21 protein-coding genes (1 of these 21 running past the window's edge) are annotated in these 24,585 nt (G+C 69.0%); 10 read left to right on the top strand and 11 right to left on the bottom strand.

Annotation, left to right across the window (positions count from 1 at the left end; genetic code table 11):
- Both OHB09_RS24600 and dapA read right to left on the bottom strand, forming a co-directional pair.
- On the bottom strand, positions 1 to 528 hold the beginning of the coding sequence (locus OHB09_RS24600; RefSeq protein ID WP_006139448.1) for a ribonuclease J. It extends 1,158 nt beyond the left edge of the window; the window shows 528 of its 1,686 coding nt (coding positions 1-528); its start codon is at positions 526 to 528; the stop codon falls past the left edge of the window.
- 139 nt (positions 529 to 667) lie between these two features.
- Positions 668 to 1,567 (bottom strand): 4-hydroxy-tetrahydrodipicolinate synthase, encoded by a 900-nt coding sequence (gene dapA, locus OHB09_RS24595; RefSeq protein ID WP_040894649.1) that lies wholly within the window; start codon positions 1,565 to 1,567, stop codon positions 668 to 670.
- Between the two features lie 394 nt (positions 1,568 to 1,961).
- On the opposite strand from dapA, the gene OHB09_RS24590 reads away from it, so the two are divergent.
- Both OHB09_RS24590 and OHB09_RS24585 read left to right on the top strand, forming a co-directional pair.
- Positions 1,962 to 2,201 carry a hypothetical protein gene (locus tag OHB09_RS24590; RefSeq protein ID WP_006139452.1) on the top strand — a complete coding sequence of 80 codons (240 nt, stop codon included), beginning with the start codon at positions 1,962 to 1,964 and terminating at the stop codon, positions 2,199 to 2,201.
- Between the two features lie 129 nt (positions 2,202 to 2,330).
- Entirely contained in the window at positions 2,331 to 2,891 is a 561-nt protein-coding gene (locus tag OHB09_RS24585; protein WP_006139453.1) for a hypothetical protein, read from the top strand.
- Between the two features lie 21 nt (positions 2,892 to 2,912).
- Here OHB09_RS24585 and OHB09_RS24580 read toward each other — a convergent pair whose 3' ends face one another.
- The 6 genes from OHB09_RS24580 to eccD form a co-directional block, all read right to left on the bottom strand.
- Positions 2,913 to 3,416: a tetratricopeptide repeat protein gene (locus OHB09_RS24580; RefSeq protein ID WP_191853271.1), complete on the bottom strand. Its 504-nt coding sequence runs from the start codon at positions 3,414 to 3,416 to the stop codon at positions 2,913 to 2,915.
- A 55-nt stretch (positions 3,417 to 3,471) separates the two neighbouring features.
- Positions 3,472 to 4,224: a 4-hydroxy-tetrahydrodipicolinate reductase gene (gene dapB, locus OHB09_RS24575; RefSeq protein ID WP_093600214.1), complete on the bottom strand. Its 753-nt coding sequence runs from the start codon at positions 4,222 to 4,224 to the stop codon at positions 3,472 to 3,474.
- A 55-nt stretch (positions 4,225 to 4,279) separates the two neighbouring features.
- Positions 4,280 to 5,659: a M16 family metallopeptidase gene (locus OHB09_RS24570; RefSeq protein WP_006139456.1), complete on the bottom strand. Its 1,380-nt coding sequence runs from the start codon at positions 5,657 to 5,659 to the stop codon at positions 4,280 to 4,282.
- Positions 5,656 to 7,878, bottom strand: coding sequence for a polyribonucleotide nucleotidyltransferase (locus OHB09_RS24565; protein WP_006139457.1), 2,223 nt, complete (start codon positions 7,876 to 7,878; stop codon positions 5,656 to 5,658). Before OHB09_RS24565 ends, OHB09_RS24570 begins: the two co-directional genes overlap by 4 nt.
- Positions 7,879 to 8,243: 365 nt before the next feature.
- A complete protein-coding gene (gene rpsO, locus OHB09_RS24560) occupies positions 8,244 to 8,531 on the bottom strand; it encodes a 30S ribosomal protein S15 (protein WP_006139458.1) in 288 nt (95 codons plus the stop codon).
- 333 nt (positions 8,532 to 8,864) lie between these two features.
- Complete coding sequence (eccD, locus tag OHB09_RS24555; RefSeq protein WP_328922532.1) at positions 8,865 to 10,334, bottom strand: type VII secretion integral membrane protein EccD; 1,470 nt, start codon at positions 10,332 to 10,334, stop codon at positions 8,865 to 8,867.
- Between the two features lie 162 nt (positions 10,335 to 10,496).
- Between eccD and eccCa the strand changes: the two genes are divergently transcribed.
- From eccCa to OHB09_RS24520, 7 genes are all read left to right on the top strand, one after another.
- Positions 10,497 to 14,459 carry a type VII secretion protein EccCa gene (eccCa, locus tag OHB09_RS24550; protein ID WP_328918452.1) on the top strand — a complete coding sequence of 1,321 codons (3,963 nt, stop codon included), beginning with the start codon at positions 10,497 to 10,499 and terminating at the stop codon, positions 14,457 to 14,459.
- A 69-nt stretch (positions 14,460 to 14,528) separates the two neighbouring features.
- A complete protein-coding gene (locus OHB09_RS24545) occupies positions 14,529 to 15,044 on the top strand; it encodes a hypothetical protein (RefSeq protein ID WP_328922531.1) in 516 nt (171 codons plus the stop codon).
- Complete coding sequence (locus OHB09_RS24540; protein ID WP_328922530.1) at positions 15,044 to 16,591, top strand: WXG100 family type VII secretion target; 1,548 nt, start codon at positions 15,044 to 15,046, stop codon at positions 16,589 to 16,591. The genes OHB09_RS24545 and OHB09_RS24540 overlap by 1 nt, the downstream gene beginning before the upstream one ends.
- 30 nt (positions 16,592 to 16,621) lie before the next feature.
- Positions 16,622 to 18,034, top strand: coding sequence for a type VII secretion-associated serine protease mycosin (mycP, locus tag OHB09_RS24535; RefSeq protein ID WP_328922529.1), 1,413 nt, complete (start codon positions 16,622 to 16,624; stop codon positions 18,032 to 18,034).
- Between the two features lie 61 nt (positions 18,035 to 18,095).
- On the top strand, positions 18,096 to 18,539 hold the full coding sequence (locus OHB09_RS24530; RefSeq protein WP_234527625.1) for a hypothetical protein: 444 nt from the start codon (positions 18,096 to 18,098) through the stop codon (positions 18,537 to 18,539).
- Between the two features lie 2 nt (positions 18,540 to 18,541).
- Positions 18,542 to 20,338: an alpha/beta hydrolase gene (locus tag OHB09_RS24525; RefSeq protein WP_328922528.1), complete on the top strand. Its 1,797-nt coding sequence runs from the start codon at positions 18,542 to 18,544 to the stop codon at positions 20,336 to 20,338.
- Entirely contained in the window at positions 20,335 to 20,865 is a 531-nt protein-coding gene (locus OHB09_RS24520) for a hypothetical protein (RefSeq protein ID WP_319119369.1), read from the top strand. The genes OHB09_RS24525 and OHB09_RS24520 overlap by 4 nt, the downstream gene beginning before the upstream one ends.
- A gap of 953 nt (positions 20,866 to 21,818) precedes the next feature.
- Here OHB09_RS24520 and OHB09_RS24515 read toward each other — a convergent pair.
- Positions 21,819 to 22,130, bottom strand: a complete 312-nt coding sequence (locus tag OHB09_RS24515) for a WXG100 family type VII secretion target (protein ID WP_006139465.1) — start codon at positions 22,128 to 22,130, stop codon at positions 21,819 to 21,821.
- Positions 22,131 to 22,164: 34 nt separating this feature from the next.
- Positions 22,165 to 22,503 (bottom strand): WXG100 family type VII secretion target, encoded by a 339-nt coding sequence (locus OHB09_RS24510; protein WP_006139467.1) that lies wholly within the window; start codon positions 22,501 to 22,503, stop codon positions 22,165 to 22,167.
- Between the two features lie 302 nt (positions 22,504 to 22,805).
- On the opposite strand from OHB09_RS24510, the gene OHB09_RS24505 reads away from it, so the two are divergent.
- Positions 22,806 to 23,102: a DUF397 domain-containing protein gene (locus OHB09_RS24505; protein ID WP_006139469.1), complete on the top strand. Its 297-nt coding sequence runs from the start codon at positions 22,806 to 22,808 to the stop codon at positions 23,100 to 23,102.
- Between the two features lie 156 nt (positions 23,103 to 23,258).
- Here OHB09_RS24505 and mycP (OHB09_RS24500) read toward each other — a convergent pair whose 3' ends face one another.
- Positions 23,259 to 24,536, bottom strand: a complete 1,278-nt coding sequence (mycP, locus tag OHB09_RS24500; protein ID WP_328922527.1) for a type VII secretion-associated serine protease mycosin — start codon at positions 24,534 to 24,536, stop codon at positions 23,259 to 23,261.
- Positions 24,537 to 24,585 lie beyond the last annotated feature (49 nt).

Raw genomic sequence — 24,585 nt, 5'->3', positions numbered from 1 at the left:
CATCTTGAAGTCGCCGGTGTGGACCACCATGCCGGCCGGTGTGCGGATGGCGACCGCGAGGGCGTCCGGGATGGAGTGGTTGACCGCGACGAACTCGCAGTCGAAGGGGCCGATGCGCTCCCGGTGCCCCTCGGCCACCTCGAGGGTGTAGGGGCGGATGCGATGCTCCTGGAGCTTGGCCTCGATCAGGGCGAGGGTCAGCTTGGAGCCGATCAGCGGGATGTCCGGCTTCTCGCGCAGCAGGAAGGGCACGCCGCCGATGTGGTCCTCGTGCCCGTGGGTGAGGACGATGCCCTCGATGTCGTCGAGGCGGTCCCGGATGGACGAGAAGTCCGGCAGGATCAGATCGATTCCGGGCTGCTCCTCCTCGGGGAAGAGCACACCGCAGTCGACGATCAACAGGCGGCCGTCGTATTCGAAAACGGTCATGTTCCGGCCGATTTCGCCGAGACCACCGAGCGGGGTGACCCGCAGGCCGCCCTCGGGGAGGGGCGACGGTGGGCCGAGTTCAGGGTGCGGATGACTCAAAAGACTCTCCTCACCATGCGCGCCACGTACCTGGAGGCACGTGGCGCGCATGACGTTCGTGCAAAAGCAGTTGTCGTTCGGACGCGCAGGCACGCACCGGTTTCCGGCGGTCCTGCCTCTTCAGTTGTGAAGTCCGTTGTCAGAGCTGTACCCCGCCGGCAGCAAGATCGATCTTGAGCTGGGCGGTCTCCTCGGGGGTGAGCTCGACCATGGGGGCACGCAGCGGGCCTGCGGGCAGGCCCTGGAGGGCGAGCGCGGCCTTGGTGGTCATCACTCCCTGAGTACGGAACATGCCGGTGAAGACCGGAAGCAGCTTCTGATGAATCTCGAGCGCCTTCTGGACGTCACCGGCGGTGTACGCGTCGACGAGGCTGCGCAGCTCGGGCGTGACCACATGGCCGACGACCGAGACGAAGCCGACCGCGCCGACGGCGAGCAGGGGGAGGTTGAGCATGTCGTCGCCGGAGTACCAGGCGAGTCCCGAGCGGGCGATGGCCCAGCCGGCCCGTCCGAGGTCGCCCTTGGCGTCCTTGTTGGCGACGATGCGGGGGTGCTCGGCCAGGCGCACGATCGTCTCGGTGCTGATCGGGACGCCACTGCGGCCGGGGATGTCGTACAGCATGACCGGCAGGCCGGTGGAGTCCGCGATGGCCGCGAAGTGACGGTACAGGCCTTCCTGAGGAGGCTTGTTGTAGTACGGCGTCACGGTGAGCAGGCCGTGCGCGCCGGCCTGCTCGGCCGCGCGGGCGAGTTCGATGCTGTGGTGGGTGTCGTTGGTACCGACACCCGCGACGACGTGGGCGCGGTCCCCCACGGCCTCCACGACGGCCCGTACGAGATCCCTTTTCTCCGCGTCGCTCGTGGTCGGCGACTCGCCGGTGGTGCCGTTGACGACCAGGCCGTCGTTGCCCGCGTCCACCAGGTGGGTGGCCAGGCGCTGCGCGCCGTCGAGGTCAAGTGCGCCGTCCGCCGTGAAGGGCGTGACCATGGCGGTGAGGACCCGCCCGAAGGGGGTCTGCGGAGTCGAGGTCGGAGCCATGGGTAACACGCTACTCGTTGCTCAGGACGTGGTCTGCCCTCGGGGGAGGCGACAAGTCGTGACGGAGGTGGGGTCCGGCACTGCCTGCTCGGGGGTTCAAGCAGTGCCGGGCCCGTTCGCTCAGGCTAAGTGAACCTCTCGAAGTGCCGCAATCCGGACACCTCCAGAGGCTGCTCGCACGTGCGTTCCGGGCGGCCCGAGCGCCCGAAGCGGACCGAGTCCCACGGAACCGCGTCGACCCCTGTGAATCCCTGGGAATTCCTGTGAATCCCTGCGAAAGGGGCGCTGGAGGGCACCAATCGTGGCATTCGTTCGTCTGTGTCGGTGACGGGGTTCCGTTCGATCACCGTCACCCTCGCTCCCGCACCTACGCCCCGAAAGGACCGGCACCCCCATGTTCCGCCGGCGCGAACCCGTCCCGTTCGCCTTCCTCTCCGAAGCCGACAGGTTCCGCAGCAATGTCGCTCCCCCGCCCCGGCGGCGTCCGTCCGCCGGGGAACTGGCCGGGCGCTGGCTGATGGGGCTCACCATCGTCGCCGCGCTCGTCGGCGCCCTGCTGATCGGCATGCCCGCGCTCTCGCTGGACCACGCCACCACGAAGACGCAGCAGCCCGTGGCCTCCGACGGCCGCTGAGGCCCTTCCTCCGGCCGGTGCGTCCCCTGTGCTGCCCCGGCACTCCCCCGGTCGCCCCGGGGTGGTGACAGGCGTCGGTGCTCGATAGCCTCACCGCATCTTCGTGCGAGGACCGAGTGAGGATCAGACGTGCCCCTGCCCTTCCTGACGGCCGACCGGGTGTTCGACGAGGCGGCGGACGACCGTGCTCTTCCCCATGACGACCCCGACCGCTGGCGGCGTCCGTACCGGCCCGGTCCCTGGCGCGTCGCCGCAGCCGCGTTGTTGCTGCTGCTCGCCTCGTACGTCCTCTTCGCCGCGGTCATCATCGCGTTCACCGGGAAGCCGTCGAGCGCCACGGGCTTCTTCGGGGCGGGTCTGCTGGTCATCCTGTGCGCGCTGCGACTGCTGCGCGTCGGCGTCTGGGTGAGCGGGCGCGGGCTGCGCCGGGTGGCCTTCCTGCGCACGACCACCGTGCCGTGGGAGCAGGTCGTGGCGGTGCGGACGGCTCAGCAGCCGGTGCGCTGGTTCGGTCTGCCGCGCACGGTTCAGGGACAGGCGCTGACGCTGGTCCGCAGGGGCCGTACGGCGGAGGGTCCCGTACCGCTGCTGACCACGCACGACGCGGACTTCCTGGCCCGTCCGGAGGCCTTCGACCGGGCGGCGGACACGGTCGAGGCCTGGGCCGAGGAGCACCGGCTGGACGTGTGACGTCCGCCCGGGCCGGGGACGCTACGGGGTCCGTGCGTCCCGGGCCCGGCCGTTCTCGTTGTTCGTGGCGCGGGTGGCCTGCGTGCCGTGCGTGACGTGCAGCGTGATCGCACGCTGCATGGCCTTGCGGGCGCGGGCGACGTCACGGGCGTCGTGGTAGGCGACGGCGAGGCGGAACCAGCTGCGCCAGTCCTCCGGGGCCTCCTCCGTCTCGGCCCGGCGCCGGGCGAAGACCTCGTCGGCCGAGTCGCGGTCGATGCGCCCGCCGGGCGTGCGCTTCAGCTCGTCGACCGGCAGGCCGCCCTCGGCGTCGAGCTCGGCGGCGAGCCGGTTGGCCCGCCGCACGAACTGGGTGTTCTTCCACAGGAACCACAGCCCGATCACCGGCAGCACCAGGACGGCGACGCCAAAGGTGATGGTGACCGCGCTGCCGTTCTCGATCAGCAGTACCCCGCGGCTGCCGACCAGGACGAAGTAGACGACCAGGACGGCGGCCGTGACGAAATAAGTGACCTTCGCACGCATGAGGCAGGCTGCTTTTCTCGGGTTCGCGGACTTTCGGTTGCTCGGACGGGCCGGGTCAGTCCAGGTCCAGGAAGTGCTCCAGGCCGAAGGTGAGTCCCGGCGTGGTCACCACCCGGCGGACGCCCAGCAGGATGCCGGGCATGAAGCTGCTGTGGTGCAGGGAGTCGTGCCGCACGGTGAGGGTCTCGCCCTCGGCGCCGAGCAGCACCTCCTGGTGGGCGAGCAGCCCGCGCAGCCGTACGGCGTGCACGGGGACCCCGTCGACGTCGGCGCCGCGCGCTCCGTCCAAGGCCGTCGTCGTGGCGTCCGGGGCGGGGGCGGTGCCCGCCTTGGCGCGGGCCGCGGCGATGAGCTGGGCGGTGCGGGTGGCCGTGCCGCTGGGGGCGTCGACCTTCTTCGGGTGGTGCAGCTCCACGACCTCGACGGACTCGAAGTACGGCGCCGCGAGCTGGGCGAACTTCATGGTGAGTACGGCGCCGATGGAGAAGTTGGGCGCGATGAGCACACCGGTCGCGGGGGCGGCGTCGAGCCATCCCCGCAGCCGCGCGAGGCGGTCCTCGGTCCAGCCGGTGGTGCCGACCACCGCGTGGATGCCGTGGCGCACGCAGAAGTCGAGGTTGTCCATGACCGAGTCCGGGGTGGTCAGCTCGACCACCACCTGTGCCCCGGCCTCGGTGAGCGCCTCGAGACCGTCACCGCGGCCGAGGGCGGCCACCAGTTCGAGGTCATCGGCGGCCTCGACGGCCCGTACCGCCTCGGAGCCGATACGGCCCTTGGCACCCAGCACCGCCACGCGCAGCTTGCTCATCTTCTCGCTTCCTTGACTGGAACGTCCCCGGCCGGGGCCTCCCGGCCGGCGGGTGTCACGCGACCGCGTCGTGCAGCCGGGAGGCCTGCTTGTCCTTGAGCGGTCCTATGACCGACAGCGAGGGGCGCCGTCCCAGGATCTCGCGGGCCACCGCGCGGACGTCGTCCGGGGTGACCTCGGTGATCCGGGCGAGCATGTCGTCGACGGACATCTGGTCGCCCCAGCACAGTTCGCTCTTGCCGATACGGTTCATCAGCGCGCCGGTGTCCTCCAGGCCGAGCACCGTGGAGCCCCGGAGCTGGCCGATGGCCCGGCCCACCTCCTCGTCGGACAGTCCGTGCTCGGCGACGTGGTCGAGTTCGTCGCGGCAGATCTTGAGCACGTCGTGCACCTGGCTGGGCCGGCAGCCGGCGTAGACGCCGAACAGGCCGCAGTCGGCGAAGCCCGAGGTGTACGAGTACACGCTGTAGGCCAGCCCGCGCTTCTCGCGGACCTCCTGGAAGAGGCGGGAGGACATGCCGCCGCCGAGGGCGGTGTTGAGGACGCCGAGTGCCCAGCGGCGGTCGTCGGTACGGGCCAGGCCGGGCATGCCGAGTACGACGTGCGCCTGTTCGGTCTTGCGGCCGAGCACTTCCACGCGTCCCGCGGCACGCAGGGCGCGCCGGCCCGAGCGGGGTTCGACCGGGAGGGCGGCGGGTCGGCGGAAGGCGTCCGCGCGTTCGAAGGCGGCGCGGACCTGGCGTACGACCTTGGCATGGTCGACGTTGCCCGCGCAGGCGACGACCAGGTGGGTGGGGTCGTAGTGCTTCTTGTAGAAGCGCCTTATGCGGTCGGCGGTGAGTGCGTTGACGGTGTCGACCGTGCCGAGGACGGGGCGGCCGAGGGCGTTGTCGCCGAACATGGTGTGCGCGAACAGGTCGTGCACGCAGTCGCCCGGGTCGTCCTCCGTCATCGCGATCTCCTCGAGGATCGCGCCGCGTTCGACGTCGACGTCCTCCTCGCGGATCAGGGATCCGGTGAGCATGTCGCAGACGACGTCGATGGCGAGGGGGAGGTCGCTGTCGAGCACGCGTGCGTAGTAGCACGTGTACTCCTTGGCGGTGAACGCGTTCATCTCGCCGCCGACCTCGTCGATCGCGGCGGAGATGTCCAGGGCACTGCGCCGGGCGGTGCCCTTGAAGAGCAGGTGCTCGAGGTAGTGGGTGGCGCCGTTCAGCGCGGGCGTCTCGTCACGGGAGCCGACGTGGGCCCAGATGCCGAAGGTCGCGGAGCGCACGGAGGGCAGGGTCTCGGTGACGATGCGCAGGCCGCCCGGGAGGGTGGTCCTGCGGACGGTGCCGATGCCGTTGCTGCCCTTGATGAGGGTTTGGGTACGGGCGACGGCCCGCGCCTCCGAGGAGGTGCGGGCCGTCGCCTTGGAGCCACGGGACGTCACTTGTCGCCGTCGTCCTTCTTCGCGTCGTCGGTGGACTCCTCTTCCTCGAGCACGGGGATGAGGGAGAGCTTGCCGCGGGAGTCGATCTCGGCGATCTCGACCTGGACCTTCTGGCCCACGCCGAGGACGTCCTCGACGTTCTCCACGCGCTTGCCGCCGGCGAGCTTGCGGATCTGCGAGATGTGCAGCAGACCGTCCTTGCCCGGCAGCAGGGAGACGAACGCGCCGAAGGTCGTCGTCTTCACGACGGTGCCCAGGTAGCGCTCGCCGACCTCGGGCATCGTCGGGTTGGCGATGCCGTTGATCGTGGTGCGGGCGGCCTCGGCGGAGGGGCCGTCGGCGGCACCGATGTAGATGGTGCCGTCGTCCTCGATCGTGATCTCGGCGCCGGTGTCCTCCTGGATCTGGTTGATCATCTTGCCCTTGGGGCCGATGACCTCACCGATCTTGTCGACCGGGATCTTGACGGTGATGATCCGCGGGGCGTTCGGGGACATCTCGTCGGGCCGGTCGATGGCCTCCATCATCACGTCGAGGATGTGGAGGCGGGCGTCACGGGCCTGCTTGAGGGCCGCGGCCAGCACGGAGGCCGGGATGCCGTTCAGCTTGGTGTCGAGCTGGAGGGCGGTGACGAACTCCTTGGTGCCGGCGACCTTGAAGTCCATGTCGCCGAAGGCGTCCTCGGCGCCGAGGATGTCGGTCAGCGTCACGTAGTGCGTCTCGCCCTCGATCTCCTGGGAGATGAGGCCCATGGCGATACCGGCGACGGGGGCCTTGAGGGGCACACCGGCGTTCAGCAGCGACATCGTGGAGGCGCAGACCGAGCCCATGGACGTCGACCCGTTGGAGCCGAGGGCCTCGGAGACCTGGCGGATCGCGTAGGGGAACTCCTCGCGGGCCGGGAGCACCGGCACCAGGGCGCGCTCGGCGAGCGCGCCGTGGCCGATCTCGCGGCGCTTGGGGGAGCCGACGCGGCCGGTCTCACCGACGGAGAACGGCGGGAAGTTGTAGTTGTGCATGTACCGCTTGCGCGTCACCGGCGAGAGGGTGTCGAGCTGCTGCTCCATGCGGAGCATGTTGAGGGTGGTGACGCCCAGGATCTGGGTCTCGCCACGCTCGAACAGCGCGGAGCCGTGCACCCGCGGGATGGCCTCGACCTCGGCGGCCAGCGTGCGGATGTCGGTGACACCGCGGCCGTCGATGCGCTTCTTCTCCTTGATGACGCGCTCGCGCACCAGGGACTTGGTCAGCGCGCGGTACGCGGCGGAGATCTCCTTCTCGCGGCCCTCGAACTCGGGCAGCAGCTTCTCGGCGGCCAGACCCTTGACGCGGTCCAGCTCGGCCTCGCGCTCCTGCTTGCCGGCGATGGTGAGCGCCTGGGCGAGCTCGGGGCGGACGGCGCCGGTGAGCGCCTCCAGGACGTCGTCCTGGTAGTCCAGGAAGATCGGGAACTCGCCGGTCGGCTTGGCGGCCTTGGCGGCGAGGTCCGACTGGGCCTTGCACAGCACCTTGATGAAGGGCTTCGCGGCCTCGAGACCGGCGGCGACGACCTCCTCGGTCGGCGCCTCGGCACCACCCTTGATCAGCTGGATGGTCTTCTCGGTGGCCTCGGCCTCGACCATCATGATGGCGACGTCGCCGTCCTCCAGGACGCGACCGGCGACCACCATGTCGAAGACGGCGTCCTCGAGCTCGGTGTGCGTCGGGAAGGCGACCCACTGGCCGTTGATCAGCGCGACACGGGTGCCGCCGATCGGGCCGGAGAAGGGCAGACCGGCCAGCTGCGTCGACGCGGACGCGGCGTTGATCGCCACGACGTCGTACAGGTGGTCGGGATTGAGCGCCATGATCGTCTCGACGACCTGGATCTCGTTGCGCAGGCCCTTCGCGAAGGACGGGCGCAGCGGACGGTCGATGAGGCGGCAGGTGAGGATGGCGTCCTCGGAGGGGCGGCCCTCACGGCGGAAGAAGCTGCCGGGGATCTTGCCGGCGGCGTACATCCGCTCCTCGACGTCCACCGTGAGGGGGAAGAAGTCGAGCTGGTCCTTGGGGTTCTTCGAGGCGGTCGTGGCCGAGAGCACCATGGTGTCGTCGTCCAGGTACGCCACGGCGGAGCCGGCGGCCTGCTTGGCGAGGCGGCCGGTCTCGAAGCGGATGGTGCGGGTGCCGAAGGAGCCGTTGTCGATGACGGCCTCGGCGTAGTGGGTCTCGTTCTCCACCAGCGTTTTCTCCTACGTATCGTCTTTCGTCCCGGCCGCCCGTGTGGCGGGGGGACAGGGGGCGGAGAAGCGCATCCTGCGGTGCGGGCCGGTCTTCGATCGAAGCACCCGGGGCGTGACGCCCGGGGGCCACTACCGAGGACCGGCGGCGGCTCGGCCGCGCTTCTCCTCGTGGGCGGGTCACCCAGGGGCCGAGCGGTACGCACCGCTGTGCCCTGCGTGTTCCCGGTCCTGCTGTTTTCGTGCCGTGCGTATTGCGTTGTGCCACCACATTACAAAGCGGCACTGACACCGCGCACGTTTCCGCACGTACGGCAAAGGGAGCGGTCCCCGATCGGTTCGGGAACCGCTCCCTCCACGGCGTACTACCGGGCGCCCGCCGCACCGCGGCGGATGCCGAGGCGGTCGACCAGCGTACGGAAGCGCGCGATGTCCTTCTTGGCCAGGTACTGCAGCAGCCGGCGGCGCTGACCGACCAGGATGAGCAGACCACGACGGGAGTGGTGGTCGTGCTTGTGGGTCTTCAGGTGCTCGGTCAGGTCCGAGATGCGGCGCGAGAGCAGAGCGACCTGGACCTCGGGGGAGCCGGTGTCGCCCTCCTTGGTACCGAACTCGGTGATGATCTGCTTCTTCACGGCGGCGTCGAGCGACACGCGTACTCCTCGTAGGTCTTCGAAATGCCTCCGAGCGCCCCCGGTCTGCATCTCGGGGGAGCTTCCGTTACTCGGGAGGCGGGGCCGACGGCGCGACCGTCCCGAACCCTGAGGGGCTTCGGGGGGTGTGGGCGCATACGGCTGTTTGCCAGGGTACCAGTGCGCACGGACCGCTCCGTCGCGGGTGGGCCGGGTGCGTTCCGGCCCGGCGCGGAGAGCTCCGGGGCGGGATCGCCCAGGGCCTCTTGTTTGAATCCGGCTTGTTTGGATCCGGCCGGCTGGGAGGCGCGGTACGTCTTCGCACCGGCGCCAAAATGATCCGAACGAGAGGCCCTAGCCGAGCATCGAGCGTACGTCCGACAGGACGCCCAGGACGGCGAGGCAGAGCGGCACCAGGACGAGCAGCACGGCGCCCTCGGTGAGGTCGAGGAAGCGGCCCCAGAAGGGTGACAGGCCCTTGCGCGGGACGATCAGGCCGATGGCCGTGAGCAGCACCGCGCCGGCGGCGACCGCCGCGGTCAGCCAGGCGGCACGCAGGTCCAGGGCGCCGCTCTCGCCGTGCAGCACCAGCTCGGTGAGCGCGCCCGGGGGCGGGTTCAGGGCGAGGCCGAGCAGCAGCAGCGCGAGCGAGGCGAGGCCGGCGACCAGGACGCAGGTCACCTGGGAGGTGTAGCGGAACAGCCGGGCGCGGATCAGCATGGCCAGCCCGGCGGCCAGGGCGAGGAGCTGCGCCCACACGTTGTCGGAGAAACCGAGGACGGCCGCGGCGGCGATCACCACCGCCGAGGTGCCGGCGACCAGGCCGAGGAGCATCTCGTGCCCGCGGCGGGCCTGGGCGGCGATGCGCTCGGCGTCCAGCGGCACGGCCTCCGGGGCCGGCGGCGCGTCGGGGTCGAAGGCGTCCTGGCTCGCGGAGCGCGGAGCGGCGTAGCCGATGGGCAGCCGGGCGAAGCGGGCGGAGAGCCCGGGAAGGAAGGCGACGAGGCCGAGGGCGGCCGGGGCGCAGACCGAGGCGGCCTCGGTGGCGGAGGCGTCGGCGAGCAGGGCGACGAAGGAGGCCAGGGCGCCCACCGTCGCGAGGAGGCAGGCGGCGACGAAGGGTGCGTCCCCGCCGGGGGTGAGGACGACCAGGACGAGCGAGGCGAGCAGGAGGGCCGCACAGCCGAGCAGGAACTGCAGCCTGCCCGGGCCCTGTCCGGCGGGGGGCGCGACGATGCCGGAGCCCGCGAGCATCAGCAGGGGCAGCGCGCCCAGTCCCACGGCGACGGCGGCGGCCCGGTCGGCGTAGACCCGGGCCCGGACGCCCGCGAACGCCGTCAGCAGCACGCCGAGGCCGCCGGCGAGGACACCGGGCAGGCCGTGCGTGTCGTGGTGCACCGGGTCGGCCTGCCACAGCAGGAGGCCGCACAGCAGCGACAGCACGGCGCCGCCGGTCAGGCCCGCGATGCGCAGCAGGTCCTCGCTCCACAGGTGCCGGTCGCGGACGACGGCGGAGGCGACGGCGTCGGAGACGTCGTCGTGGACGGCGGGCGGGAGGGACTCGGCGAAGGGGCGCAGTCCGAGCACCTCCCCGTCGAGCACCCGTTCGTCGGTGAGGGTGCGGGCGCCGTCGAGGACCCGGCCGTCACGCCGCACCAGGTGGTAGCCGGTGGGGGCACCGACGGGCTGGGTCTGGCCGGTCAGCCGGAGGATCTCCGGGTAGATGTCGGCGATCGGGATGTCCACCGGCAGCGCCACGTCGATCCGGCTGTCGGGCGCCACGACGGTGACTCTGCAGAAGCCCGTGCTCGTCGTCGTACTCACCTTCACTTGCCCCCTGTTCGCGGATGCGCACGCTGCGGGCGTCACCCTATCGGCACGCTGTGTCAGTACCGCCACGTAGGATCGCCCGCAGCGGAGGACGACCGTCGCCACGGGGGTGCCGGGGGATCCACGGTTCGTCCGCAAAGGGGGATTGATGCCGCGGTGAGCCAGATCGTCGTCAAGCGCCCGCCGCGTACCCTGCCGCCCGAAGTGCCCGCGGACGACCTGCAATTGGAGGCGCCTCCGGAGCTGCCGCGAGGGCAGCACGAGGGCATGCTCATGCAGGTGCTGCCGACACTCGGCATGGGGTCGTCGGTGGTGTTCTACTTCGCCTCGCCCAACGCCCATCCGTTCATGCGGATCATGGGTGTGCTGATGCTCGTGTCGACCGCCGCGATGGTGATCTCGCAGATCGTCCGCCACCGTCGCGGTACGCAAGGGCAAATGGCCGATGTGCGCCGGGACTACCTCCGTTATCTGGCCCAGACCCGGCGCACGGTGCGCCGGACGGCGCTGCGGCAGCGGGACGCGCAGCTCTATCTGCACCCCGCGCCCGAGCAGTTGTGGGCGGTGGTGGCCGAGGGCGGCCGGGTGTGGGAACGGCGCGTCCGGGACGAGGACTTCGGCCAGGTGCGCCTCGGCCTGGGGCCGCAGCAGCTGGCCACTCCCCTGGTAGCCCCGCAGACCGCGCCGGTGGACGAACTGGAGCCGCTGTGCGCCGGTGCGATGCAGCGCTTCCTCGCGGTGCACGGCCAGTTGGACGAGCTGCCGGTGGCGGTGTCGCTGCGGTCCTTCTACCACGTGACGGTCTCCGGGGACCCGGAGTGCGCCCGCTCCGCGGCCCGCGCGCTGGTGGCGCAGGCGACCACCCTGCACTCCCCCGAGGACCTGGTCGTGGCCGTCGTCACCTCACCCGGTGCCGCCGCCCGCTGGGACTGGGCGAAGTGGCTGCCGCACTGCCAGCTGACGGGCCGGTTCGACGGCGCCGGAACGCGCCGTCTGTTCGGCGACGACCTCGGCGAGCTGGAGCAGTTGCTCGCCGACCGCCTGACCGACCGGCCGCGCTTCGCCCGCGAGGGCGGACCACTCCTGGACCAGCCGCACATCCTGGTCGTCCTCGACGGCGGCATGGTGCCCCCCACCTCGGCGTTCGCCGCGGTCGAGGGCCTGCAGGGCGTGACGATCGTCGAGGTCGTCTCCGGCGAGCTCGATCAGCCGCGCGGTGATCTGTCCGTCGTCGTACGCCCCGACCGGCTGTGGCTGGACTCCGGAGGCGGTGTCGCCTTCGAGGGTGTGCCCGACGGTCTCTCGCTGCCCGCCGCGGAGGCCCTGGCCCGCCAGCTCGCGCCGCTGCGCATGGGCGGCAGGGACGAGGACGAACCGTTGCTGGCCAACCTGGACTTCACCGACCTGCTGGGTCTCGGCGACGCCGCCGCGGTGGACGTCACGCGCACCTGGCGGCCGCGTTCGCTGCCGGAGCGGCTGCGGGTGCCGATCGGCGTGGGCGAGAACGGCCGGCCCGTGATGCTGGACCTCAAGGAGGCCGCGCAGGACGGCATGGGCCCGCACGGCCTGTGCGTGGGCGCGACCGGTTCCGGCAAGTCGGAGCTGCTGCGCACGCTGGTGCTCGGCCTCGCGGTCACGCACTCCTCGGAGACGCTCAACTTCGTCCTCGCCGACTTCAAGGGCGGCGCCACGTTCGCCGGCATGTCCCAGATGCCGCACGTCGCTGCGGTCATCACCAACCTCGCGGACGACCTCACCCAGGTCGACCGCATGGGGGACGCCATCCGGGGGGAACTCCAGCGGCGCCAGGAGCTGCTGCGCGCGGCCGGCAACTACGCCAACATCCACGACTACGAGAAGGCGCGGGCCGCCGGTGCGCCCCTGGAACCGCTCGCCTCGCTCGTCCTGGTGATCGACGAGTTCAGCGAACTCCTCACCGCGAAGCCCGACTTCATCGACATGTTCATCCAGATCGGCCGCATCGGCCGCTCCCTGGGTGTGCACCTGCTGCTCGCCTCGCAGCGTCTGGAGGAGGGCCGGCTGCGCGGTCTGGACACCTATCTGTCGTACCGGATCGGTCTGCGGACCTTCTCCGCAGCCGAGTCCCGCGCGGCCCTCGGCGTGCCCGACGCCTACCACCTGCCGTCCGTGCCGGGTTCGGGGTACCTGAAGTTCGGCACCGACGAGATGGTGCGCTTCAAGGCGGCCTACGTGTCGGGGACCTACCGCTCGGGCGGACCCGAGACCGCTCGGGGCAGCGCGCCCGTCGAGCGCCGCCCGGTGCTCTTCACGGCGTCCCCGGTGCCGATGGCCCCCGTGGCACCCGACCCCGAGCGGGACGGGGCGCGGACCGCACGCGCGGAGGACGACGCGCTGGCCGACACGGTGCTGGACGTCGTCGTACGGCGGCTGGAGGGCCAGGGCGTGCCCGCGCACCAGGTGTGGCTGCCTCCGCTGGACCGGGCACCCACCCTCGACCAGTTGTTGCCGCCGCTGTCGACGACCCCGGAGCGCGGTCTGCAGGCGGCGGAGTACTCGCGCCCGGGTGGACTGGCCGTGCCGCTGGGCCTGATCGACAAGCCGTTCGAGCAGAAGCGCGAGGTGCTTTACCGGGACTTCTCGGGAGCGGCCGGCCACATGATGGTGGTCGGCGGCCCGCAGTCCGGCAAGTCCACCCTGCTGCGCACGCTGGTGGCCTCGTTCGCGCTCACCCACACCCCGCACGAGGTGCAGTTCTACTGCCTGGACTTCGGCGGCGGCGGACTGGCGACGCTGGCGGACCTCCCGCACGTGGGCGGGGTCGCCTCGCGCCTCGATCCCGAACGGGTGCGCCGCACGGTCGCCGAGGTGGCCGGCGTCCTCAACCACCGCGAGCAGTTCTTCCGCGCCCACGGCATCGACTCCGCCACGACCTACCGCAGACGCCGCGCCGCCGGCGACCTGCCCGGTGAGGCCTGGGGCGACGTCTTCCTCGTCATCGACGGCTGGGGCAACTTCAAGACCGACTACGAGGGCCTCGAAGGCGTCGTCAACGACATCGCCGGGCGGGGACTCGGTTACGGGATCCACGTCGTCGTCTCGGCCTCCCGCTACATGGAGGTCCGGGCGGCCCTCAAGGACCAGATGCTCGGCCGCCTCGAACTGCGCCTGGGCGACGCGATGGACTCCGAGTTCGACCGCAAGGTCGCCATGAACGTGCCCGCGGGCGTACCCGGGCGCGGACAGGTGCCGGAGAAGCTGCACTTCATGTCGGCGCTGCCACGCATCGACTCCACGCCCTCGGCGGACGACCTGTCCGAGGCGACGGCACACCTCGTCGGGACGGTACGGGGCGCCTGGCAGGGCCCCGCCGCCCCGGCGGTCAGGCTGCTGCCCCGCAAGCTCCCCGCCGACCAGCTGCCCAAGGGCTTCGAGTTCCCGCAGCACGGCATCGCCATCGGCATCGACGAGGCGAGCCTCGAACCGGTCTTCGTCGACCTCGACACCGATCCGTTCTTCCTCGTCTTCGGGGAGAGCGAATCGGGCAAGACCAATCTGCTGCGCCTGATCGCGAAGCAGATCGCCGAGCGGTACACACCGGCCGAGGCGCGCATCGTCGTCGGCGACTACCGGCGCACGATGCTGGAGGCGGTCTCCGAGGAACACCTGCTGGAGTACGCGCCCATGGCCTCGGCGATGCAGGTCCACATGGACGCCATCAACCAGTTCATGGAGATGCGGGCGCCGAAGCCAGACATCACCCCGCAGCAACTGCGCGACCGGAGCTGGTGGAACGGGCCGCAGCTGTTCGTCATCGTCGACGACTACGAACTGGTGGCCACGAGCTCGGGCAATCCACTGGCACAGCTGGTGGAGCACCTGCCCTTCGCCCGCGACGTGGGCGTGAAGTTCATCATCGCCCGCAGCGCCGCGGGCGCCTCCCGCGCCATGTACGAGACGTTCATGCAGCGGGTGAAGGAGCTGGGCGCGCAGGGCGTGGTCCTTTCGGGCGACCCGAGCGAGGGCGACATCCTCGGCACCGTCCGGGCCCGCCCGATGCCGCCGGGACGCGGCGTGTTCGTGTCGCGCAAGCGCGGTACGTCGCTGATACAGGTGGGGTTGCTCCAGCAACGCCACTAGAGTGAACGACCGAGTCGTCGCACTGTGCGAGTGGGCGCGGCGAACGGGGTGAACGGGGAGGCAGTAGAGGTGACTTCGCACGGGGGCGGCACCACGGAGGACATCCCGGACACGGGCACGTCCTTCGACACCCTTGCCGGGGTGAATCCGCAGATGGCGTTGGACATCCAGCACCGGGCGATGAAGGACTTCAAGAAACGGGTCGACGAACTGCTCGTCGAGCTCGACTCGTCGGAGGCGGCCCCCGGCAAGGTCGGCGACGACCGCCTGCCGCGCGCACATCTCGGCTCCGGCGCATTCAGGGAAGCACAGTTCCTCTACGACTCGTACGCCCTCGTCCACGACGAGTTGGAGAACCTCTCCAAGGCCCTCAGCGCGCAGATCGAGGGCATGGGCCTCGCGGTCCACGCCTCGCGTGTCGGCTACGCCAACCTCGACGAGGACATCAAGGCCCGGATGAAGGCGGTCAACGCGGAGGCGGAGAAGTACTACGTGGCGGGGAGGGATCCGTCCGTACATCAGCCCGACGGGTCGGCCACGTCCAACTCCGAGTCCGGCTCCGAGGGCACGAAGGAGCAGTGGTGATGGGCGAACAGCGGCACAACCGGGAACCCAAACTCGCCCGCACCGACTTCGAGTCCATGACGCACGAGCAACTCGCCGCGCTGCTCGCCTCCGCCAACACGGCAGGTGCCTCGCACCTGTCCAGCAAGCTGTCCAAGGCCGCGTCGACGATCACGAAGATCGGCGACGACCTGATGACCTACGTCAAGGGGCTGGAGTGGCAGGGCGAGGGCGGCGACGCCTTCCGCGACTGGGGCGGCCAGACGGCGAGTTCGACGCTTCGCCTGGGACAGTACGCCGAGGTGGCGGCCCGCTGGATGGGCACGGTGTCACAGGCCATCGCCGAGGCGAAGGCCGCCATGCCCGACGTCTCCGAGACCACCCGCGCCAAGACGGACCTCGCAGACGCCCACAAGACGATCACCGCGGCGAACCAGCCCGGCGGGCACAACGACCCCGACGCCCAGAAACTGGCGGCCACCGCGAGGACGGACGCCACAGCCGCCGAACACCGCATGGAAGCGGCCCGAGGCGAGGCCATCCAACAGTTGCGGAAACTGGCGCAGACGTACGAGTACTCGGCACAGCAGGTGAACAGCGTGGCACCGCCCACGTTCTCGCCGCCGGTGGGACAAGCCGGAAACGACAATTGGTGGGTAGGCGAAAGCAAGGAGCACTTGCCGAGCCCTCCGACTCACACGGGTAACGGCTCCGTAGGCGCGACGCTCTCATCACGCCAGGGTGGCGGAAGCCACAGCCACACCGTCTCACCCGGTGGTTCGACCAAGTCCGCTGATGGACTCTCCTCCGAGTCAGGCAGCAGAGACAGAGGTCAGACGCCCCCTGTTTCCATGGACATCGACAGCACAGGCACTCTCTCCCGCGAGACGCCGACCATCGGTGTGCCAACCTCACCTGGTACGGGCCAGTCGCATCGTGAGGTGTCGCTGCCGCAGCAATCCGCCCCTGTGCCCCCAACCGTCGCCAGCGGCGGACGCGCCTTCCCGCAAAACCCTTCGGCGCAAGGACATGCGGCCCCCCGCCTCCCCCAACCTCAGGGCAACGCGGGGCAGACGGGGAGCACGCCCCGCGGGTCCCGTGGGACCGGCATCGTCGGAGGGCGCCCGGTCGCGAACGCCGGGCGGCCAACGGGCGGCATCCCGCGGGGCACTGTCGTTGGAAAGGACAATCTCCAGGGCCGCACCTCGATGGGCCGGGCCGTGTCATCAAGCTCGAGCATCAGCAGACCCAACTCGCCTGGGACCATTCAGGGAAACGGACGTCGCCTCGCTTCGGAGGCCGGTGGAATCGTCGGCGCTCGTCCCGGCCAACCTGGCCGAACCGGTAGCCGCCCCTTCACCTCGGGAGGTTCCGGCCTCCTTCGGTCACCGGCTAACGCCTCCGACGCTGCGCATGGTGTGACGACTGGTCGAGCGGTGGGACCGGGAACACCTTCTGGCACACGCAAGGTCCAACAGCGGGACGGCCAGCGCCCTGATTACCTCGTCGAGGACGAAGAGACCTGGACTCGGGGCAATCGCGCGAGCCTTCCTCCAGTGGTCGACTGAAGCCGAGCCCGTCATCCCGCAGGAAGGCATATGCGTACCAAAAGCAAGGGAATCCTGCAGTCCGCCACCGCAACGGCTGCCCTAGGTCTGATGCTCGTCGGCGTCGCTGCCGCTCCATCCCGCGCAGCATCCGTCCGCGAGCAGCAGTGGCACCTTGAGGCCATGCACGCGGACGAGATGTGGGAGGAGAGCACAGGCCGCGGTGTCACAGTGGCCGTAATCGACTCCGGCGTCGACACGTCTCTGACCGATCTGAGAGGACAGGTACTCGACGGCAAGGACTTCTCGAGTCAGCGTGGCGACGAACATACCGATATTGACGGACATGGCACTGACATGGCCGCCTTGATCGCTGGCACTGGTGCCCGCGGTGCACTGAACGGTTCGTACGGCCTCGCACCGGGAGCGAAGATCATTCCCATCCGAATGCGTTATTTGACCGAGGACTACGGCCAGGCCGACGCCGGTTCTGCTTTCTCCGAAACCCTCTCGAAAGCTATCCGGTACGCAGCGGATTCGGATGCACAGATCATCAACCTGTCCTTGGCCGCAAGTAATTCGCCCGGCCGAGAAAATGTCAGCACTCCACAGCTTGAGGAAGCGGTCAAGTACGCATTGAGCAAAGGCAAGCTGCTCTTCGCCGGTGTGGGCAACGACGGAGACAAAGCTAATCTTCCTAAGTACCCGGCCGCTACACCCGGCGTGGTGGGCATCGGAGCAGCTGACAAGAAGGCAAAAGTAGCGTCATTCTCCCAGCGAGGGGCCCAGGTCGACCTCGTTGCCCCAGGTGTGGACATGGTCCATGCCTGTACCGGTGGGAGCCAGATCTGCAAAACCGCAGGCACAAGTGACGCGACCGCCATCGCCTCTGCCTCGGCGGCGCTCATCTGGTCGAAGCATCCCGACTGGACCAACAACCAGGTTCTGCGCGTCATGCTGAATACCGCCAGCAAACCCTCGGGGGGCGAGAAGCACAGCGACTACGTCGGATACGGCGGGGTCCGGCCCCGTGTGGCTCTGACACGTCCGGGCGACCCGGGGCCCGCTGACGAATACCCACTCCCCGACCTGGCGGCGGCGTCCCGGTCCGCATCTCCTGAGACACCCTGGTCCTCGGAGTCCGACACAGCCGGCGCCGTGGAAGACGATCCTGAAGTCGCCGGGACGAAGACCGGTCAGACGAAGCGCACCTCCCTGTGGGTCGGTCTGGGCATCGCCGCGGCGGCCCTCGTTGGAGCGGCCGTTGCCGTCCCAGTGCTGCGCACCCGCCGCCGTACCACTCGCACCCCGTCAGCAGCCGCCCCACCAGTCCCTCCCATGTATCCGCCGTTCCCACCGCAGAGCCCTCATCAGCTCTATCCACCCCAGGGGCAGCCTCACCAGCCGTCAGTTCCACAGGCTCCCTACCAGCAGCCCCCCGGAGGGCCCGGATCGGCCGTGTGACCGAGCCGGCTCATGCATCGCTGTCCGGTGCCGAGTTACAGCCTTGACGAGAAAGGTCGTCGTGTCCTTCGAAGAGCAGTGGGCATCCGCACGCACTCAAGCCGCTATCAGAACCGACCCCGACGGATCCGCCGGGATGACCTTGGCATCCGCTGACGGAAACGGGTCAGGAGGCGGAGGGCGACTCGTCTACCTGAAGTATCCGTGGACCGATGGCGCGCGCATCCTGGGCGAGTTGAGGACCACCACGAACACGTCGGTGTCGCAGCTCACAGAGGGGAAAAAGGGGGGTGCCGCAGGAACAAAAGGGCTCGCTTCCGCTCTCGCGATGGATGCGGTGCGGGACAGCTGGCATCGTCGGCTCAAGGCCGTGCGTGACGAGTGCGAGGACTTGGAAGGGCCGATGCGGCAGGCCGCGAAGGATCACGGTGAGAACGAGGCACGGATCAAGGCGGCCATGGCAGCCGAACGCACCGTGGCCGAGCCCTTCGAGAAGGGTCGATAAGCGTGCTCTCCCTCGACCAACTACGAGACCTCAAGCTGTCTCAGCTTACGGAGCAAGCTCGCGAGTGGGCCGACATCAGCAACCGAGCCTACGCTTCCCGTGAAAGGGTCACCAAAGAGATCGTCTCCGACTTGTCAGAAACACAGAAGAGTGAGGCTTCCTTCTTCGCTGTGGTACGGCTCGGTCGATTGGCAAATAACTACCAATACATCCACACCGAGTGTGGGCTCGTCGCCGCGTCACTCAACGGCTTGGCGGAGGAACTGGCACCGCTGCAACGAACACTGCTCAACGCACTGGATGACGCCAAACAAGCCGGCTTCGAGGTCTTCGATGACGGATCCGTCCGCTATCCAGCCGCAAAAGCCGGTGACACGGAGTTGCTTGGCGACACCGTCTCTGGCAACTCTGGGTTTTTCAGCCAGGCGATGGGCAGTGCAACAGCACTGGCGACTCAAAATCCGAACGCGCTCAGAGCGCAGGGGATCGCTGACGCAATAGCGGGTGCTCTGTCCCAGGCAACGGAAATCGACGAACAATATGCCCAGGCTTTGCGTCGGCTCAAAGCAGAGGAGGGGCTGGACGTCACCGAATCGACCTGGGCGGATGTCAGTGGGGACGCGACGGCCGTACACAGCGCAGCTGATGACGTGCTCAAGGAGAACATTCCGACCGATCGTCCACAGGCCGAACGCAAGGAGTGGTGGGACAATCTCAGTGACGCAGAGCGCGTGGAGTACCTTGCCGTCTATCCGGACGTCATCGGCAACTTGGACGGCATTCCCGCCGTAGCCCGCGATGAAGCTAACCGTCTGTACCTTCCGCAGCTCATGGGAGAATTGGCGGCTAAGGGCGACGAAGATTCGATGACCAAGCTTGCTGGACTCAAAGAGATCGATGCGCAGCTGCAGACGGCCGGCGAGCCTCCTATGTATCTATTGGGCGTCGGCGACGAAGGGAACGGAAGAGCAATTGTTTCCTACGGGAATCCTGACGCCGCCAAAAATGTCTCATCCTACGTACCCGGCCTGAATACAAAACTTGATGCGGAATTCGCCACCGACCCGCACAGTACGATGCGCCGAGCCTACGACACAGCCGTAGCAGCACGGCAAAATGACCCGTCCAGCGCTTCCATCGTCTGGCTGGGATACGATGCTCCGCAATCGGCGACGGAAGTGATGTCGGAGGAGAACGCGGAGCGAGGCGCTTCTGCCTACGACGGCTTCATGTCCGGCATCTCCGCCACCAATGAAAATGCGGATCCGCATATCACTGCTATTGGCCACTCCTACGGTTCGCTGACCGTTGGAAAAGCAACCCAAGAGCCCGGTGGGATTCCCGGCGTAGACGACATCGTGCTCGTGGGCAGCCCAGGCGTTGGTGTGAATTCCGCCGAGGATTTGGGCGTGGCCAAGGACCACGTTTGGGTCGGCGCAGCCGACAATGATGTAGTGACTCACCTTCCATCCAAGAGCGAAGTGGCAGGTGGCGTCTTCGGCGGGGCAGTAGCGGGGATTCCCGGCGCCGTAGTGGGCTCTTGGCTGGGCGATCCGGACGGGGACGACGTGTGGTTCGGTAAGGACCCCGCGAGCAGTGACTTCGGTGCGAACAGATTCCAGGCCGGCGACGGCCCTTTCATCTTGAATCCCGAGTTCCCCGATGTCCGGAACTCTGGCATCGACTTCGGTGCTCACTCACAGTATTTTAACCCAGAAAAAGACCAGGTCTCTACAGCCAACATTGGAGCGATTGTGGCCGGCGATTATCAGAGGGTCATTCGGGAGGACAGTCGATGAAGCGCGGGATCCTCGTCTCTGCACTGCTCACTTCGCTCCTCACCGGGTGCGGCCTCGCCAATTCATCAAGCGACGGGCAGGACGATAAAATGAACATGCAACAGGCAGCAGACCAGGCGGACGCCCTCCTTGATTCGACCCTGTCCGCAGTCAAGCCTCCGGTCGAGTGGACTCATATGGCAACCAAGCCTCGGGACTGCTCCACCGATCGCATGCGGGCAGTCATGACGGTTATCTCCAAGGAGCGTCGAGGGAGTTTCCTCGGGATCGTGGAACGGGTATGGAAAGGGAAGGGGTACACACTACGCGCTACTACACCGGATAAGTCCGCAGCTTATTACGTGAGCGCCGACGGTTTTCAGGCCAGCATCAAGTTCGGGAAAGCCGGGCAAGCATTCTTCGAAATCACCACACCCTGCGTCGAGCGCTCCGATGTGTCTCCTCCTGATGATAACCAGAACGGAAAGAGCTACTACAACCAGGAATTGCCCGACCCCAATGTCCATTCTGATTTCTGGTCAGTCTAGCGGTCATTGAGCAGGCACACCCTGCCGCCCGGCAATCTCTCGCGATACTGTTCATGAGCCACTCAGTGCGCAGGAATTTCAGGGTTCGCCCCTGTGCGTCTTGAACTTGGCTCACCGGTAGAACCGAAGTAGGTCCATCTCCTTTCGGGAGACTGCAACCGCAAGTAGAGCAGAGACGGAGAGTGAGGTTTCGTCTACGTTCTGCAATACCGGCACTTCAGCCACGGGGACGGACTGGTCGCCTCCATCTATGCGACTCCTTGCGTGAAGAAGCTGGCAGTTTCCCCGCCGAAGTCACGAACCAGCGTGCCGGATTACGACAGATCGGAACCAGCGCTCCCCTGGGCGGCATGAGCGGGGCCGAGCGGGCTCGATTCGTGCGAATCGCCACGGGGACCGCTGCGAATGCCACCGAGAAGGCCGCGTGTGACGCCACCACGGGGCGCCGCGTGGAGCAGGCGAAGACGAGCGGCGGCCGTCTCACGGGCCAGTAGCGGCGCGGCACGGGGCACCTGTGCCGGTGTGCGGTCCCGGTTCCAGGGTTCGGTGAGCGACACGCCGGCGGGTACCTCACCCGTTGAGTAGTGCGGGCTCGGGCGCTCTCTGCGACTGGCGGCCGAGTACGGGCCGTTCGGCGACGTCGAGCATGTCAACGGGCGTGGTGCTTACGCCGGTTTCGAGGAGACGGCTGGGGTGGTGGGGCTGGTCGGCTGGGGGATGGCAGCGTGATCGGGGGCAGGGGGCACCACGCTGTACGCCGTCGAGCCCGTGCCCGGGTCCGTCAGCCGGCCGCTGACGGGGCGGGAGCGTGCGGATCTGAGGGACTTCTCCGGGCGGTCCGTGGCGCGGCACGGTTGTGGGTCGCCGGTACTGCCGTGAGGTGGCTGTGCTGCGGCCGAAGGAGGGGAGCCGGGCTCGTTGGCCGGCTCCCCTCCCCCTGTTCCGTAAGCGCGTCAGCCCATCAGCATGCGGAAGCGGGCCGCGTTGCCCTTGTCCGTGTCCTGGTAGCCGGTGACCGACTCGTCGAGCAGCTGGGCGATGCGGGCGAGCTTCTGGGACATCTGGTCCATCTGCTCGCCGCTGTCGCGCTGGATGTCGATGTAGGCGGTCTTCGCCTCGCCCTCCCAGGTCTCGGCGACCGCCTTGACCCGGCGCATGAGGCCCTCGAGCTCTTCGGCCAGGTTCTTGGCCGTGTTGCGGACGTCGACGGCGGCCTGGGTGACCGTGTCGTAGTTGACCGCTGTCCGGTCGGGATCGAAGCTCATGATGCGTCTCTCTCCTCGTGAAGGGGCGGGCGGGTCAGGCGAGGTCCGTGATGCGGCTGGTGACCTGGTAGGAGTTGTCCACCTTCCGAATGTGGGAGATGCGCTCCTGCTCCTGGTCGGTGAAGCCGCCGACGCTCGCCCGCATCGCCTCTTCGAGGTCGACGAGGTCGTCCTGGAGCTTCTTGAGGTTCTTGTTCACACCCTGCTGGACGGTGTCGAACTCCTTGCCCGCCGCTCCCTTCCAGCCGGCCTGGATCATGTCCACCACGCGGTTGAGCGAGGTGACCCGGTCGCTCACCTCGTGGTGGAAGTCGCGGATGTCGTTGGCCAGACCCGTGAGCGCGTGTGCGCTGAGATCAACGCCCGAAGCCATACGTTCTTGCCCTCCCTCTTGCAGCGGCGGCGTCCTTCGCCACCGCGACGGGTTTGCCGGAACCGATGGTCCGGCTCTCCTGGCGGGCAAGACATGCCACATCCCGCGCGACGCGCGGTCGCAGCGCCGCTCCGCCCCCGTGCGATACCACACGCGTGGTATCCGCAGCCACTCTAGTCACTGGACATGGTCCTTCCAACTGCAAAGACCGGACAGGGGAGTTCCTTCGGCCAGTACCGTGACCAGTACTGTGACCGGCACCGCGGGCACAGCTCGGACATCGCGAAAGGGGTCGCTGCGGCATGGCTGAGACGGCTGAGGAGATCAAGGCGCGCAAGGAGCGGGAGCGGGACGAGTTGTACGCCCTCGACATCTCCGGCGTCGAGTGGCAGTGCGCGCCCGGCACCGAGGAGCACGAGGAGCGCGTGGAGATCGCCCATCTGCCCGACGGCGCCGTCGCCATGCGGTCCTCCCTGGAGCCCGAGACGGTGCTGCGGTACACGGAGGCCGAGTGGCGGGCGTTCGTCCTCGGCGCGCGGGACGGCGAGTTCGACCTGGAGCCTCCGGTGGGGCAGGACGACGAGCCCCCGGCCGCGTAGGCGACAGACCGGCCGGGTGGGACGGACCGGCCGGGTGGGACGGACCGGCGGCTCGCTGAGGCCTCGGCCTCCGCCGACGTGCCTCCGCCGACGCGCCCCGGCACGTACACGTCTCGGTGGCAGCGACCTCCGCCGCCACGCCTCGGACGTGCCGTCTCAGCCTGTCGCGTTCCTCCGGCGTCGGCGCAGGTCGCGGGCGACGATCGCCGATCCGGTGATGAGGGTCGCCAGGACGACGGTCGCGCCGGCGACGTAGACGGCGTAGCGCCGGTCGCGCTCCTCGGGGGTCTCCGCGAGGGAGAAGGGCGCCACGTCGGGGGCGGGCAGGCCGGTGGGGCCGGGGTCGGGCGACGGGGTGGAGGGCGGGTCGGCGAGGTCGGACTGCTGGACGGCGCGCACCGGGTCGACGACGCCCCAGCCGACGAAGTCGTCGTGGCCGTTGACGACCCGCTCGGCCGTCTGCTCGATCTGGGTGATGATCTGGGCCGGCGTCCAGTCGGGGTGCTTCTCCTTGAGGAGGACGGCCACGCCCGCGACGAACGGGGCGGAGAAGCTGGTGCCGTTGTCGGCGCACTGGCCGCCGCCGGGGACGGTCGAGACGATGTCCACGCCGGGTGCGGCCACCCCGACGAAGGGGCCCGCCTGCGAGAAGGACGCGCGTTCGTTGTTGCGGTCGGAGGAGGCCACGGCGAGGACGCCGTCGAAGGCGGCCGGGTAGGTGGCCTTGGCCTTGCCGTCCAGGCCGTCGTTGCCGGCGGAGGCGACCACGACGACCCCCTTGTCGATCGCCCGCCGCACCGCCTGGGCGAGGGCGGAGGTGGCCGAGAGGGGCTTGGTGGTGTCCTGCGAGATGTTGATGACCTGGGCGCCGCGCGAGACGGCGTAGGTGATGGCCTGGGCCATGGTGTCCGAGTCGCCGGTGCTGTCGGCGTCGTTCTGCCGGATCGGGATGACGGTGGCCTCGGGGGCGAGGCCCACGAAGCCGGTGCCCGCGCGGGGGCGGGCGGCGATGATGCCGGCGACCTTCGTGCCGTGGCCCACCTGGTCGTCTGTCGGGTCGCCACCGCCCTTCTTCCCGGCCAGGTAGTCATGGCCGGACGCCTTGTCGACGGCGGAGGCGAGTTGGGGATTCCTGTCGTCGACGCCGGTGTCGACGACCGCGACCCGCACCCCCTTGCCCTTGTCGGTGCCCTGCCAGAGCCGGTCGAGCTGGACGCGCTGCAGGGACCAGGGGGTTCCCTTGATCTGCCGTGCGGGGAAGGTGCATTCGCCGCTCCCGTCCAGGCGGACGGTTGCCGTTCCCGCCGGGTGGGCCGTGTCCGGCTGGGGGGCGGTGGCCGTCCGTGGGGTGGTCGCGGCGTGGACGCCGGTGCCCAGTCCGGTCAGCAGCACGGCGGCGGTCAGCAGGCATGCCCTCGTCGGCAGCGCTCCCACGGCGCTCGCCCCCTTCTTCGTGCGTCCTCGTGTCCGTACCTCGCGCCCC

Source organism: Streptomyces griseoaurantiacus, assembly GCF_036189845.1.
Classification (GTDB): Bacteria; Actinomycetota; Actinomycetes; order Streptomycetales; family Streptomycetaceae; genus Streptomyces; species Streptomyces griseoaurantiacus.
This window is presented reverse-complemented; position numbering and strand designations above follow the sequence as displayed.

Coding starts and splice junctions, on each gene's coding strand:
- OHB09_RS24590 (WP_006139452.1), top strand. CDS start 1,962: ATGTTCCGCCGGCGCGAACCCGTCCCGTTCGCCTTCCTCTCCGAAGCC.
- dapA (WP_040894649.1), bottom strand. CDS start 1,567: ATGGCTCCGACCTCGACTCCGCAGACCCCCTTCGGGCGGGTCCTCACC.
- OHB09_RS24505 (WP_006139469.1), top strand. CDS start 22,806: ATGGCTGAGACGGCTGAGGAGATCAAGGCGCGCAAGGAGCGGGAGCGG.
- OHB09_RS24515 (WP_006139465.1), bottom strand. CDS start 22,130: ATGAGCTTCGATCCCGACCGGACAGCGGTCAACTACGACACGGTCACC.
- mycP (WP_328922529.1), top strand. CDS start 16,622: ATGCGTACCAAAAGCAAGGGAATCCTGCAGTCCGCCACCGCAACGGCT.
- dapB (WP_093600214.1), bottom strand. CDS start 4,224: ATGAGCAAGCTGCGCGTGGCGGTGCTGGGTGCCAAGGGCCGTATCGGC.
- OHB09_RS24510 (WP_006139467.1), bottom strand. CDS start 22,503: ATGGCTTCGGGCGTTGATCTCAGCGCACACGCGCTCACGGGTCTGGCC.
- OHB09_RS24520 (WP_319119369.1), top strand. CDS start 20,335: ATGAAGCGCGGGATCCTCGTCTCTGCACTGCTCACTTCGCTCCTCACC.
- OHB09_RS24580 (WP_191853271.1), bottom strand. CDS start 3,416: ATGCGTGCGAAGGTCACTTATTTCGTCACGGCCGCCGTCCTGGTCGTC.
- OHB09_RS24540 (WP_328922530.1), top strand. CDS start 15,044: ATGGGCGAACAGCGGCACAACCGGGAACCCAAACTCGCCCGCACCGAC.